The organism is Escherichia sp. TW09308, from assembly GCF_000208565.1.
Taxonomy (GTDB): domain Bacteria; phylum Pseudomonadota; class Gammaproteobacteria; order Enterobacterales; family Enterobacteriaceae; genus Escherichia; species Escherichia marmotae.
In genome coordinates this window covers 3,459,673-3,473,423 of the sequence record NZ_AEME01000001.1, presented here as the reverse complement: position 1 = coordinate 3,473,423, position 13,751 = coordinate 3,459,673, and the positions used below count along the sequence as shown (strand labels likewise).

Here is a 13,751-nt window from a genome sequence, read left to right as displayed (position 1 = left end):
GCATCTCAACGAAATATCAATACAACAACGCATACAACTGACGGCGATATTTCGACGCCAGCGCATCACCTGTACCTAGTGCGGCGAGGATCTCCTGGAACGTCTTACGTGTCTGACCGTCTGCGGCGGTTAAATCTTTACGCAGATGCCCAAACAGTAACTCCAGCGCCTCTTCATTGCGCCCAACCTGATGCAGTTGCAGCGCCAGTTGCGTCGCCAGTGCAGCATCTTCTGGATTCTCTGCCACCTGTTGTTGCAACTGTTGAATTTCCGGCGTATCAGCCGCCTGCTTCAGCAGTTCGATTTGCGCCACCAGCCCCTGGTAGCGGGTGTCCTGATCCTGCAACGGGATGGTTTTCAGCACCGCTTCTGCATCTTCTGAACGGTTCAGTGCAATCAGCGTTTCTGCCAGTAGCAGACCGATTTCCCCGTTCTGATTCGACAACTGCCAGGCGTCTTTCAGCAGCGGCAGTGCGTCGGTGTAATTTCCTTCCTGCATCAGTTGCATCGCCTGCTGCGCTTTCAGTTCTTCTTCGCGCGGCAGCACTTTATCCAGCAGGGCGCGGATCGCTTCTTCCGGCTGCGGCCCCTGGAAGCCGTCTACCGGCTGACCGTTCTGGAACAGATACACGGTCGGAATAGCGCGCAGACCAAACTGGGAAGCAATCATCTGCTCCGCGTCACAATCCAGCTTCGCCAGAATAAATTGCCCGTTGTACTGCGCCGCGAGGCTTTCCAGAATCGGGGTTAACTGCAAACAGTGCTGGCTACGTTCAGACCAAAAATAGAACAGTACCGGCGTGGTCATCGACTGTTCAAGAACCTGTTGCAGGTTAGATTCGTTAATGTTGACAATATTTTGTACGGACATGGAGTCACTCTCTGTTGTCGATATTTTCTTTGACATGGGGGCTTAAGCGCGCGCTTCAACTCACCCCTGCAATATTTTGTCCATCACGCGCCCCGGCAGCAGGCGTTTAAGCACCATTACCGCCCAGGTAACCAGCGTCACCGGATAGCGCATTTTGGGCTTCTCGCTGATAAAAGCATGGCGCACTTTAGCCACAACTGCTTCCGGCCCCAATGTAAAACGGGCGGCAATGCCGGGGTTTTCGACCGGTTGATCGCTTTGCGTCTGGTTGACGTTGTCGGTGAAACGAGTACGAATAGGGCCTGGCTCAATCAGGCTGACCTTGATTCCGCTGTGGCGCAGTTCCATGCGCAGCGCGTCTGACCACGCCTCCAGCGCATATTTGCTGGCCGCATAAGCGCCGCGACCCGGCGTGGAGATTAATCCCATCACCGATGAGGTCATGACAATACGCCCTTCACCATGCGGCAACATGGCGGGTAACAGACGCATGGTGAGCTGATGTGCGCCGAAAAAGTTGGCGGAAAACTGCTGTTCCATCTGCGTGCGGCTGATGGTGGAAAGGGGGCCATACACGCCGAAACCGGCATTGTTAAAGATCCCATACAGACAATTATCGGTCAGGGCGATCACTTCGTCGGCTGCGCGATCAACACTTTCCGGTGAATCCAGATCGATCAACACGCCGGTTAATCCCATATTGTTCATGCGCTCAACATCATCCGGTTTCCGGCAACCTGCCAGTACATGAAAACCCTGGCGTTTTAATTCGAGCGCGCTTTCCAGGCCAATTCCACTGGAACATCCGGTAATTAAGACCGATTTTTGCATAACTTTACCTGTCAGGATCTCCGTTGCTTTATGAGTCATGATTTACTAAAGGCTGCAACTGCTTCGCCATCCAGTCGGCAATAAACGGCTGGGCGTCGCGGTTGGGATGAATACCGTCATCCTGCATCCATTGTGGTTTGAGGTAGACCTCTTCCATAAAAAAGGGCAGCAGCGGGACATCGAACTCTTTGGCGAGTTTGGGATAAATGGCGCTAAAGGCTTCATTATAACGGCGACCATAGTTTGCAGGCAGACGTATTTGCATTAACAATGGTTCAGCGTTGGCGGTTTTGACATCCTGCAAAATCTGGCGCAGCGTCTGCTCCGTTTGCTGCGGCTGAAAACCACGCAAACCGTCATTGCCGCCCAGTTCAACCAGCACCCAGCGCGGCTGATGCTGTTTCAGCAGAGCCGGAAGGCGCGCCAGCCCTTGTTGCGAGGTGTCGCCGCTGATGCTGGCGTTGACTACCGACGTTTTACTCTGCCACTTATCATTCAACAAGGCAGGCCAGGCCGCGCTGGCAGACATTCGATACCCGGCGCTCAGGCTATCACCCAGAATTAATAACGTGTCCGCTGCGGCGGCACGGAAAGTTAACAGGACCAGGAACAGGAAGGGCAAATGCCAGCGGAAAACATTGTTGAAGTTCATCATCTTAAGAAGTCCGTCGGTCAGGGGGAGCATGAACTCTCCATCCTCACCGGAGTTGAGCTGGTTGTCAAACGCGGCGAAACCATCGCGCTGGTGGGCGAGTCAGGGTCGGGTAAGTCAACCTTACTGGCGATCCTCGCCGGGCTGGATGACGGTAGTAGTGGTGAAGTGAATCTGGTGGGGCAACCGCTACATACTATGGATGAAGAAGCGCGGGCAACGTTACGCGCGAAGCATGTCGGCTTTGTTTTTCAGTCATTTATGTTAATTCCTACCCTTAATGCACTGGAAAATGTCGAACTTCCGGCGCTGCTGCGCGGTGAGAGTAGCGCGGAAAGTCGTAACGGTGCGAAAGCGTTGCTCGAACAGTTGGGGCTGGGTAAACGTCTTGATCATCTTCCGGCACAGCTTTCCGGTGGAGAACAGCAACGGGTGGCGCTGGCGCGAGCTTTTAACGGTCGGCCTGATGTGCTGTTTGCCGATGAACCCACCGGCAACCTTGACCGCCAGACGGGCGATAAAATTGCCGACCTGCTGTTTTCCCTCAACCGTGAGCATGGCACCACCCTGATTATGGTGACCCACGACCTGCAACTGGCGGCACGCTGCGACCGCTGCTTACGGCTGGTGAACGGACAGTTGCAGGAGGAAGCATGATTGCACGTTGGTTCTGGCGCGAATGGCGCTCGCCGTCGCTGTTGATTGTCTGGCTGGCGTTAAGCCTGGCGGTGGCCTGCGTGCTGGCGCTGGGCAATATCAGCGATCGGATGGAGAAAGGTTTAAGCCAGCAAAGCCGTGAGTTTATGGCGGGCGATCGGGCGTTGCGCAGTTCGCGCGAAGTACCGCCAGCGTGGCTGGAAGAGGCGCAAAAGCGCGGCCTGAAAGTCGGCAAGCAGCTTACCTTTGCCACCATGACCTTTGCGGGTGACACGCCGCAACTGGCGAACGTCAAAGCGGTTGATGATATCTACCCGATGTATGGCGAGCTACAGACCAATCCTTCTGGACTAAAACCGCAACCGGGCAGCGTATTGCTGGCTCCACGGCTGATGGCGCTCCTGAATTTGAAAACGGGCGATACCATCGACGTGGGTGATGCCACGTTGCGCATTGCCGGAGAAGTGATTCAGGAGCCGGATTCCGGTTTTAATCCCTTCCAGATAGCCCCACGCCTGATGATGAATCTGGCAGATGTCGATAAAACAGGAGCCATACAGCCGGGAAGTCGGGTCACCTGGCGTTATAAATTCGGCGGCAACGAGAACCAGCTCGACGGCTATGAGAAATGGTTGTTACCCCAGCTTAAACCCGAACAACGCTGGTACGGTCTGGAACAAGACGAAGGTGCGCTGGGGCGTTCGATGGAACGCTCGCAACAGTTCCTGCTGCTTTCGGCGTTGCTGACCTTGCTGCTGGCGGTGGCGGCGGTCGCGGTGGCGATGAATCATTATTGCCGCAGCCGCTACGATCTGGTGGCGATCCTCAAAACGCTGGGGGCTGGGCGGGCGCAACTGCGTAAGTTAATCGTCGGTCAGTGGCTGATGGTACTGATACTTTCAGCCGTTACCGGTGGAGCGATTGGCCTGTTGTTCGAAAGCGTGTTGATGGTTTTGCTTAAGCCTGTTCTGCCCGCCGCGCTGCCGCCTGCCAGCTTCTGGCCGTGGTTGTGGGCGCTCGGCACCATGACGGTTATCTCGTTGCTGGTGGGGCTGCGACCGTACCGACTGTTGCTGGCAACGCAGCCTTTACGCGTATTACGTAATGATGTGGTCGCCAACGTCTGGCCGCTGAAGTTTTATCTGCCGATTGTCAGTGTGGTGGTTGTGCTGCTGCTCGCCGGGCTGATGGGTGGCAGTATGCTGCTGTGGGCGGTGCTGGCGGGCGCGATAGTGCTGGCTTTGCTGTGCGGTGTGCTGGGCTGGATGCTGCTCAATGTATTACGCAGTATGACGCTGAAATCGCTGCCTCTGCGCCTGGCGGTTAGCCGCCTGTTACGTCAGCCGTGGTCAACGTTAAGCCAGCTTTCGGCATTTTCGCTCTCCTTTATGCTGCTGGCACTGCTGCTGGTGTTGCGTGGCGATCTGCTTGACCGCTGGCAGCAGCAGTTGCCGCCAGAAAGCCCGAACTACTTTTTAATCAACATCGCCACGGAACAGGTAACGCCGCTAAAAGCGTTCCTCGCGGAATATCAGATAGTCCCGGAATCGTTTTATCCGGTGGTGCGGGCGCGGCTGACGGCAATCAATGGCAAAGCGACAGAAGGCAATGAGGATGAAGCGCTTAATCGCGAGCTGAATCTCACCTGGCAAAATACGCGGCCGGATCATAACCCGATTGTCGCCGGTAGCTGGCCGCCAAAAGCCGATGAAGTGTCGATGGAAGAGGGGCTGGCAAAACGCCTGAACGTTGGTCTGGGCGATACCGTCACCTTTATGGGTGACACCCAGGAGTTTCGCGCCAAAGTTACCAGCCTGCGCAAAGTGGACTGGGAAAGTCTGCGTCCGAATTTCTATTTTATTTTCCCTGAAGGGGCACTGGACGGGCAACCGCAAAGCTGGCTCACCAGTTTCCGTTGGGAGAACGGCAACGGCATGTTGACGCAACTCAACCGCCAGTTCCCGACCATTAGCCTGTTGGACATTGGTGCGATCTTAAAACAGGTCGGCCAGGTGCTGGAGCAGGTAAGTCGGGCGCTGGAAGTGATGGTGGTGCTGGTCACTGCCTGCGGTATGTTGCTGTTGCTGGCACAGGTGCAGGTGGGAATGCGTCAGCGGCATCAGGAATTGGTGGTGTGGCGCACACTCGGCGCGGGCAAAAAGCTGCTGCGCACAACATTGTGGTGTGAGTTTGCCATGCTCGGGTTTGTTTCCGGCCTGGTAGCCGCAATCGGCGCGGAAACGGCGCTGGCGGTGTTGCAGGCGAAAGTGTTTGATTTCCCGTGGGAGCCAGACTGGCGATTGTGGATTGTGCTGCCGTGCAGCGGTGCGTTGCTTCTTTCCCTGTGCGGCGGCTGGCTGGGTGCGCGACTGGTTAAGGGGAAGGCACTGTTCAGGCAGTTTACGGGGTGATGAGAGGCGTTAGATGGCAGACCAGCCACCACGGTAAATCACTCTGCACCTGCAGCCGCCGGTCGGCTTCACTCAGCCAGGGCAGACCACCGGGATGGCTGTGGACCAGCGCCACAATCTCACCCTGCATCTCTGCCTGCAGCCAGTCCTCCGGCGACATCCGGAAATACTCCTCCGGCTCACCGGAGATATTCACGCAGGGAAAATATCTTTCCCCCTCCGGCGTTCTTACCACGAAGCCGCACGACTCCGCTGGCGCACATCGCCGGGCGTGCGCCAGAATCGCTGATTCTGTCTGTGTCATGGGATTTACTGCGAAAGTTTGTTAATGGAAAGGAAGCCGCCAAAGTTGCCGACGTTATTGCGAAACTTACAGCCACTCAGGCATTTGCTGCATTTATCCTTCGTGATATCGGACGTCGGCTGGTCATATTCATCCGCGACAGCCGGACCGTGATAACCGCACTCATCACCGCGATAGGTCCAGGTGCAGGTATTAGCCAGCATGATGCGCCCCGGAAAAACAGCACCATCCGTTTCAGTCGGCGTGGACAGTACAAAAGAGGCACTCACCGCGCTCAGTTCGCTGCACTGTTCGATGCGCCAGCGGCTGATCACCTCCTGCTCCGGATCGGCGTCGCTGTTTCCGTTAACGAAGTTCACCGCATCCAGAAAACGGGCGTAAACCTTACGCCGGACCACCGTTCCGCCGACCAGACTCTGCAGGTCTTCCGCCATACCGGTGACCATGCCGTGCAGGTTAGAGACCGTCAGCGTGGGGCGCGTACTGGTGCCTTTGCCATTCAGTTCAAAACCGCTCCCCTGAATGGGATACGGCTGATACTGTCGCCCCTGCCAGGTGACCGGCTCACCTTTTTCGTTCTGCTCATTACAGAAAAAATAACGTTCTCCACCGACCTCTGTCAGATCGATTTCCCAGAGCACCACGCTGGCCGACTGCTCCGCACGGGTGCATTCATTCAGTGTTTCCTGCCGGATATCCTGCATCAGTTCACCACCTGTTCAAACTCTGCGCTGAACTCAACACGCAGCATACTGACCCGCGACGACCATTTTGCGCAGGTCACCTTTATCTGCCGCCACTCATAAGGCGGCGTCCACAGAAAGGATTTCCAGCCCCCGTGCTCAGCCAGAAACGACTCAAGCGCCGTGGCCTCCCAACGGGGAACAGAAAGCGTCACGCTGTACGTTTTCAGGTCGGCATTCAGCCCGGCAGGCGCTCGCTGAGAATAGCCATCACCAAAGCGCACCTTTCTTACGGAAGGGGCCGAAGCCACATCCATACCGGGTTTCACTTTCCAGCGGAAGGTTTTCATCGTCCACCTCCGGAGAACAGACCACCATCGCGCATCTGCCCGGTCACAACATCCATTGCCGCCTTACGGGCTACGTCATAAACCGCCTTCAGCGCCTGTGGCCCTATCTGACCGTTCGTGCCGTCGTTGTTAATCACCACATGGTTATTCTGCTCAAACTTCCCGGACGCCTGCGAGCGGCTGTCCGCCATGCTGCCCGGTGTACCGACATAACCGCCGGTGGCATAGCCGCGCATCAGCCGGTAGAGATTCCCCACGCCAATCCGGCTGGTTGCCTCCTTAGTGAAGACAAATTCACCACGGTGAACAATCCCCGCTGGCTCATATTTGCCGCCGGTTCCCGTAAATCCTCCGGTCGCAAAATGGAATTTCGCCGCAGCTGCCTGAATGGCTGTACCGCCTGACGCTGATGCGCCGCCACCAACAGCCCCGCCAATGGCGCTGCCGATACTCCCGACAATCCCCACCATTGCCTGCTTAAGCAGAATTTCTGTCATCATGGACAGCACGGAGCGGGTGAAGCTGCGCCAGTTCTGTTCACTGCCGGTCAGCATCGCCGCCATATTCTGCGCAATACCATCAAAGGTCTGCGTGGCTGCACTTTTAACCTGCGACATACTGTCCGTGGCGCTCTCTTCCCACTCACTCCAGCCGGACTTGAGGCCTGCCATCCAGCTCCCGCGAAGCTGGTCTTCAGCCGCCCAGGTCTTTTTCTGCTCTGACATGACGTTATTCAGCGCCAGCGAATTATCGCCATACTGTTCCTTCAGGCGCTGTTCTGTGGCTTCCCGCGCTGCCTGCCGGTCAGTAAGCCCCCGGTTTTTCGCCTCAATGGCTGCCCGTTTTGCCCGTTGTTGCTGTGCGAACTTATCCGCCTGCTGCGCCAGCGCATTCAGGTGCTCCTGATACGTGACCTTATCGCCAAGTACAGCCAGCTGGCGTTTGTACTCCAGCGTCTCATCTTTATGCGCCAGCAGGGATTTCTCCTGTGCGGATAGCTGGCGACGTTGTGCCGCCTCCTCCAGTACCGCGAACTGATTTTCCGCCTTCCACAAATCCCGGCGCTGCTGGCTGATTTTCTCATTCGCTCCGGCATGCTTCTCCAGCGTCCGGAGTTCTGCCTGAAGCGTCAGCAGGGCAGCATGAGCACTGTCTTCCTGACGATCGCCCGCAGACACCTTCACGCCGGACTGTTTCGGCTTTTTCAGCGTCGCTTCATAATCCTTTTTCGCCGCCGCCATCAGCGTGTTGTAATCTGCCTGCAGGATTTTCCCGTCTTTCAGTGCCTTGTTCAGTTCTTCCTGACGGGCGGTATATTTCTCCAGCGGTGTCTGCAGCCGTTCGTAAGCCTTCTGCGCCTCTTCGGTATATTTCAGCCGTGACGCTTCGGTATCGCTCTGCTGCTGCGCATTTTTGTCCTGTTGACTCTGCTGTTCAGCCTTCTTTCGGGCGGCTTTAAGCGCAAGACGGGCCTTTTCACGGTCATCCCAGTAACGCGCCCGCGCTTCATCGTTAACAAAATAATCATCCTTGCGCAGATTCCAGATGTCGTCCGCTTTCTTAAACGCAGCCTCTGCCTTAATCAGCATCTCCTGAGCGGTATCAGGACGACCAATATCCAGCACCGCATCCCACATGGATTTGAATGCCCGTGCTGTCCTGTCTGCCCAGGTTTCCAGCGTGCCCATGTTCTCTTTCAGGCGTCGGGTCTGGTCATCAAACCCTTTCGTTGCGGCCTCGTTCGCCGCCTGCAATGCCCCGGCTTCATCGCCGGAACGCTGCAACTGAGCAACATACGCAATCTGTTCCGCCGTCACGTTATGGAACTGGCGTGCCATCGCCGTCAACCCCGACGTCGGGTCTGTGGTCAGCTTCCCGAAGGCTTCAGCGACCTTGTCCACCTCCACACCGGATGCAGAGGAGAAACGCGCCACACTCTGGCTGATGGACGCAATCTGAGCCTCACCGCTTACCCCCGCCTTAACCAGTGCGCTGAGTGACTCGCTGGTCTGGTTAAACGTCAGCCCTGCCGCCTGCCCGGCTCTGGACAGGACCAGAATACGATCTGCCGTCAGTCCCGCCTGATTGCCGGAAAGGACCAGCGTTTTGTTGAAATCGGACAGGGTTGAGTTGCCCTGATACCAGGCATACGCCAGCGCACCGGTCGCCACCGCCAGCGAGGTGGCCCCGACCATCGGCAGGGTGATCGCACCGGCAAGCCCCCTGAACATGGGGATCATCCCGCCGAAGGAGTCCTTAACCTGACCACCCTGTTGCAGCAGGATCAGCCACGGACTTTGCCCGCCTGCAAGCTGCGTGGCCACGTCGGTGAACTGTGCAGGAAGCATACGCATGGCGGCTTTATACTGTCCGACGGAAATCCCCGCTTTCTGTGCAGCCAGCGCCTGTCGGCTCAGCGACTGTTCAACGACTGCCGCTGTTTTTTTCGCATCAGTTTCCGTACCGGAAAAATGACGCCTGACTCTGGCCATCTGCTCGTCAAATCTGGCCGCATCCAGACTTAAATCAACGACCAGATCGCCTACCGGTTCAGCCATACCGGACTCCTCCTGCGATCCCTTCTGATACTGTCATCAGCATTACGTCATCCTCCGTCATGTCCGCCACATCCGGGGAAGCGGGGATAACTTCATTCCCGTCCGGGCCAAAACGAACGCCTCCGGCAAGCCCTGCCGCTTTCTGCATCAGCACATCATCTTCAGGCTCTTCGTCAGCCTCGCGCCGGTTCAGCAGACTGAAATCCAGCGGATGCATATCCGGATCGCTGAAAAACAGGCTGAGCACGGTGTACGTCAGCCCGGAAAAGTGCATATCCAGCAGAACATCATGAAAATAATGGGTACTGTAAAAGCGGTGCCAGTCGGCATACTCCGTGGATGACATCCCGGCAAGCATGGCACGCCAGTCGGGTCGCCCCATCTCACGCGCCAGTTTCAGGGCAAAACTCAGCTCACCGTCGAACACTTTCCCGCAGAAACAGGCTCTGCAGGCCCGGCGTCCTCTGTCTGTTCAGGGGTATTATTCACAACAAACTCATACATACCAGACAGCCGGTACACCACGTTTTCAGCATGAGAAATTGCCTCCGTGGGCCAGGTGGTAAGCACTTCCTGCTCAATCTGTTTAACGGCTTCATTCATGGACGGCATCTGCGTCTTCTGCGGATGGTTATGCCACAGGGACATCGCCACCAGAAACGCGCCGGTTCTGATGGCGTCTTCCACAGTAAACTTCCGGTTGCTGTCTGACTCCGCCTGTTCTGCCTGCCGTTTCATCAGGGCGAGATGCTCAATACGCTGCAGGGCTGACAGTTCAGAAAGCGTGACGGTCACACCGTTATGTTCAAATGATTCGGTTTTCAGGAACATCTCTGACTCTCCGGATTAACTGGCGGTGACGGTGATTTCTGCAACCGCAGCAAACTCACCATTACCGGATACGACCGGAATGTTGACCTTACCTGCAGCAACGCCATTCACGGTGATGGTCATACCACTGACCGACACGGTGGCTTTTGTTTATCCGCTGACACTGCACGGAAGCTCTTGTCGGTTGCGTCCTTCCGGCTGGAATGCCACGGTCAGCGTGGTGCTCTTCCCTTTCACTACGGAAGCGCTGGCTGGCGTCACGGTCATACCGGTTGCCGCTGTTACCGTGCTGCGATCTTCTGCCATCGACGGACGTCCCACATTGGTGACTTTCACCGTACGGGTGATCACTTCCTTCGCCGTCACCGCCTTACCGATACTGCTGACCCAGCCACGGAACACATCGACCGTGCCGTTCGGGAAGCGGATTTTATAGGCACGGGTATCGCCTTCATTAAACCACGCCAGCAGCGCCTGCTGCCCCTGCTCTCCGGGCATCCACGCCAGCGTGAAGCTGGTATCTCCGGCAGATTTCTGCCCCTGCCCGGTCGCGGTCCAGTCTGCATCTTCATCATCGAGATAGCTGTCGTCATAGGACTCAGCGGTCAGTTCGCCGGGCGTCAGGTCTTTAACTTTAGCCAGACGCGACCAGTCAACGTCTGAAAGCGGGTTCGCATAAGGGTCACCGTTCCCCTTATAAACCCACAGGGTGGTCCCGGCCCCTTTCACCGGTATTGCTGGATTTGGTACAGGCATATCGTCCTCACATTTCATAGGTAATGACATAAGTCATATCGGCTGAACTCCACAGGCCCGCATCATCGTCGCGCCGGTAGTCATAGCCGCTGGCCACCATACTGGTGATCAAATCTGACAGTGCCGGGATATCACTCATCACCGGATAAATCCGGGACTCCATCCACGCATCCAGCTCTGAATCCGGCACCTGAGCAGGCAGGAAAACTTCGATATGCAGCTCCGCCTGCCAGGTATCGCTGTCCAGCTCTTCGCCCGTGTATTCAGCGCCGGTGAGATAAACGGCAACTGCCGGAAAATCCGCCTCATCAAAAACAGCGGGGCGACCATCAAAAAACGTCGCCCCGGTGTCATGCTTCTCCAGTGCATCCAGTACGGCTGCACGGAGTTCAGTATGTTTCATCGCTTTATTACCATTCTCAGTTGATGCTGCAGCGCATAGCCCAGCTCTTTCGGAAGACGTTCACGCCGTATCCGTTCAATATTCTGTTTAAACGCCGTGGTCAGCGGCACCGCCATCGGGATTTTCACTACATCAATGGGGTAACGGTTTTTCCCGGCCACACGCTGCATAACATGCCACCGGCCGTTTTTCAGTTGCTGAATAAACGCGCCGGGAATACGACGGTTTCCCACCACAAGCACGCTGCCGCCACCTTTCAGGGCTGAACGCTGCCCCTTTTTACGACGCCTGCGTCGGGACAGGACAACCCGCGCGTTACCCAGCTTGATTACGGGCAAATCCCCCCGGTTAACTTTGATTCTGGCCTGCGGATTTTTGACCGTGGCCCTTTTCAGCCTGGCCCTTTCCTTTACCAGTTTCCGGCGCACCTTTGTCTCACGGGCAACCTGTGACGCCGACTGCGATATCGCGGATGAAGCAACGCGGTTAATGGCCATTGCGGCGGCACCAGGCACCGCCGTTTTGCTGATACGGCTGAGGTTTTCAACGGCCTGCTCAAGACCTTTTATGGCCATACATCCCCCTTTCAGCGGCGACGGTTAACGGCAGGCGGTACCCCCCGCCCAAGCCAGAGATGACAGCTTCCGCCATCATCCGGCGTAACCCGATCTACCCAGAAGTTTTCCTCACCGATGGTCAGCGTGTCTCCACGCCGCAGTTGCCGCACATCATCAGTCCGGACAAACAGGGACGGGCTGGAGCCTTCAACGCGCACGCCCTGTCCGGCATAGCTGATATTTTCAGGGTCATCAAAAACACCACGTATTACTGCGCCGGACTGCTCACCGGATGTCATGGTGGCTGACGTTCCCATGTACCCGCGTATCGTTTCATCGGCGCGGGCAATGGCAGCATCGAACAGGTTATCGAAATCAGCCACAGCGCCTCCCGTTATTGCATTCTGGCCAGGCCACGTTCTGTCATTTCGGCTGCCACAACGACAGAGACACGAAACGCCGTTCCCGGCAGCACAAATGCCACAGCCTCATCCCGCGTGGCGTGAAGTGCATCAGTATGCAGCGTCACCAGTGCCACAACCGTGACCAGATCAGCCGTATCAGTCACGGTATCCGGCTGCGCTGATACAACCTCATTTTCATGTCCGGTCAGCACATTTTCCGGGCTGAGAGGGGTATCCTGACCGGCAGTGTCGCCCGTGTCATCAAGCTCTTCTTCCAGCTCTGCCACACGGAGCGCCAGTTCTTCTTTCGTCCCCGTCAGGCTGACATCACGGTTCAGTTGCTCACCCAGCGACCGGAGACGGGCAATCAGTTCATCTTTCGTCATGGACTCCTCCACAGAGAGAAAATGGCCCCGAAGGGCCATGATTACGCCAGTTGTACGGACACGAACGCATCAGGGTCAGCCAGCAGCATCAGCGGTGCTGACTGAATCATGGTGAACTCACGCGCCGGATCGCCGGTGGTCACCCAGTTTTTCGGGTAGCGGGCAGAGGCGTTAATACCTTCGCGCTGTGCGTCCGCATCCTGAATGCAGCCATAGGTGCGCAGACCGCGTGCCTGAGTGTTCCCCAGCACCATCGTGTTGTCCGGAAGGAAGTTCTTTTTGACGTCGTTTTCCACGTACTGTCCGGAATACACGACGATCGCCGTATCGCCATACATCCCCTTATAGGACACCGCTTCGCCCAGGTCTTTTACCGCTGTCTCCAGCTCGGAATTAGAGCCGCGACGGGTATCCAGCTTCTCCTTGACGGCTTTGAAGGAACGGAACAGCGCCCAGCCTTTCGGATCAAACACGATGATATTCACCACACCGCTGGCGTTCAGCGCGTAGGCTTCGATATCGTCGGTCGGGTCATACGTGGACTTGTCACGCTTGCTCCACTCCGTACCGCCGGACTGCGTGATGTTATTTGCCTCACTGCGCCCCATATCCACTTCAACCGGATCGAAGGCTTCACCGGTCATGGTGTATTTGCCCTTAAGCACGGCAGAAACTGCCTGCATCTCTTCGACCTGAGCAATGGCCAGCTCTTCGTCTCGCATGTTCTGCAGGATGATGCGACGGCGGCGGTAAGCCGGGTCCGCCAGATTCTGTGGATCTTCATCCGGCAGGCGACGCAGGGTCATCTGCGGATTCACCTCATGCTTGGGCTTGACATATCCCGGTGTAAATTCAGAGGTGGAGCCGCCACGGGAGCGGATAACCTCACCGGAAACAATCGGCGAAACGTACAGCGCCATGTTTACCAGTCCCGGAATTTGTGAGAGATAGACTTTCTCCGTGGTGAAGGGATAGCTCTCACGGAAAAAGAGACGCAGAAACAGCGGATCAAACTTAAATTTCTTCTCATTTGCCGCCAGCAGCTGGGCGGTTGTGTACATCGACATAAAAAAATCCCGTAAAAAAAGCCGCACAGG

General features: G+C 56.5%; 15 protein-coding genes and 2 pseudogenes. 2 read left to right on the top strand and 15 right to left on the bottom strand.

Annotation, left to right across the window (positions count from 1 at the left end):
* Positions 1-16: 16 nt before the first annotated feature.
* Genes cnoX through tesA form a run of 3 tightly spaced genes read right to left on the bottom strand, consistent with a single transcriptional unit; the run spans position 17 to position 2,354 of the window.
* Positions 17-871 (bottom strand): chaperedoxin, encoded by an 855-nt coding sequence (gene cnoX / locus ESM_RS0116565; RefSeq protein ID WP_001515914.1) that lies wholly within the window; start codon positions 869-871, stop codon positions 17-19.
* Between the two features lie 60 nt (positions 872-931).
* Complete coding sequence (ybbO, locus tag ESM_RS0116560; protein WP_000148946.1) at positions 932-1,741, bottom strand: NADP(+)-dependent aldehyde reductase; 810 nt, start codon at positions 1,739-1,741, stop codon at positions 932-934.
* Positions 1,731-2,354: a multifunctional acyl-CoA thioesterase I/protease I/lysophospholipase L1 gene (gene tesA / locus ESM_RS0116555; protein WP_024191847.1), complete on the bottom strand. Its 624-nt coding sequence runs from the start codon at positions 2,352-2,354 to the stop codon at positions 1,731-1,733. Before tesA ends, ybbO begins: the two co-directional genes overlap by 11 nt.
* Here tesA and ybbA point away from each other — a divergent pair.
* Positions 2,325-3,011 carry a putative ABC transporter ATP-binding protein YbbA gene (gene ybbA, locus ESM_RS0116550; RefSeq protein ID WP_001515917.1) on the top strand — a complete coding sequence of 229 codons (687 nt, stop codon included), beginning with the start codon at positions 2,325-2,327 and terminating at the stop codon, positions 3,009-3,011. The genes tesA and ybbA overlap by 30 nt on opposite strands.
* Positions 3,008-5,422, top strand: coding sequence for a putative ABC transporter permease subunit YbbP (gene ybbP / locus ESM_RS0116545; RefSeq protein WP_000561802.1), 2,415 nt, complete (start codon positions 3,008-3,010; stop codon positions 5,420-5,422). Before ybbA ends, ybbP begins: the two co-directional genes overlap by 4 nt.
* Before the next feature lie 16 nt (positions 5,423-5,438).
* On the opposite strand, the pseudogene ESM_RS0116540 reads toward ybbP, so the two are convergent.
* The 12 genes and pseudogenes from ESM_RS0116540 to ESM_RS0116485 all read right to left on the bottom strand — a co-directional run.
* Positions 5,439-5,726: pseudogene (locus tag ESM_RS0116540) on the bottom strand (C40 family peptidase); the annotation flags it as partial.
* A gap of 5 nt (positions 5,727-5,731) precedes the next feature.
* A complete protein-coding gene (locus ESM_RS0116535; protein WP_001152574.1) occupies positions 5,732-6,430 on the bottom strand; it encodes a phage minor tail protein L in 699 nt (232 codons plus the stop codon).
* Positions 6,430-6,759 (bottom strand): phage tail protein, encoded by a 330-nt coding sequence (locus tag ESM_RS0116530; protein ID WP_000847332.1) that lies wholly within the window; start codon positions 6,757-6,759, stop codon positions 6,430-6,432. Before ESM_RS0116530 ends, ESM_RS0116535 begins: the two co-directional genes overlap by 1 nt.
* A complete protein-coding gene (locus ESM_RS0116525; protein WP_000840339.1) occupies positions 6,756-9,317 on the bottom strand; it encodes a phage tail tape measure protein in 2,562 nt (853 codons plus the stop codon). The genes ESM_RS0116530 and ESM_RS0116525 overlap by 4 nt, the downstream gene beginning before the upstream one ends.
* Entirely contained in the window at positions 9,310-9,744 is a 435-nt protein-coding gene (locus ESM_RS0116520) for a phage tail assembly protein T (RefSeq protein ID WP_000459457.1), read from the bottom strand. The genes ESM_RS0116525 and ESM_RS0116520 overlap by 8 nt, the downstream gene beginning before the upstream one ends.
* Complete coding sequence (gene gpG / locus ESM_RS0116515) at positions 9,726-10,148, bottom strand: phage tail assembly chaperone G (protein WP_000479155.1); 423 nt, start codon at positions 10,146-10,148, stop codon at positions 9,726-9,728. Before gpG ends, ESM_RS0116520 begins: the two co-directional genes overlap by 19 nt.
* A gap of 15 nt (positions 10,149-10,163) precedes the next feature.
* A pseudogene (locus tag ESM_RS01000000125130) lies at positions 10,164-10,904 on the bottom strand (phage tail protein).
* 7 nt (positions 10,905-10,911) lie between these two features.
* A complete protein-coding gene (locus tag ESM_RS0116505; protein ID WP_000683106.1) occupies positions 10,912-11,307 on the bottom strand; it encodes a phage minor tail U family protein in 396 nt (131 codons plus the stop codon).
* Positions 11,304-11,882, bottom strand: coding sequence for a phage tail protein (locus ESM_RS0116500; RefSeq protein ID WP_000975067.1), 579 nt, complete (start codon positions 11,880-11,882; stop codon positions 11,304-11,306). The genes ESM_RS0116505 and ESM_RS0116500 overlap by 4 nt, the downstream gene beginning before the upstream one ends.
* An 11-nt stretch (positions 11,883-11,893) precedes the next feature.
* Entirely contained in the window at positions 11,894-12,247 is a 354-nt protein-coding gene (locus tag ESM_RS0116495; protein ID WP_000753001.1) for a head-tail joining protein, read from the bottom strand.
* An 11-nt stretch (positions 12,248-12,258) separates the two neighbouring features.
* Positions 12,259-12,654, bottom strand: coding sequence for a DNA-packaging protein FI (locus ESM_RS0116490; protein ID WP_000158917.1), 396 nt, complete (start codon positions 12,652-12,654; stop codon positions 12,259-12,261).
* Positions 12,655-12,695: 41 nt separating this feature from the next.
* Positions 12,696-13,721, bottom strand: coding sequence for a major capsid protein (locus ESM_RS0116485; protein ID WP_000063216.1), 1,026 nt, complete (start codon positions 13,719-13,721; stop codon positions 12,696-12,698).
* Positions 13,722-13,751: the final 30 nt, after the last annotated feature.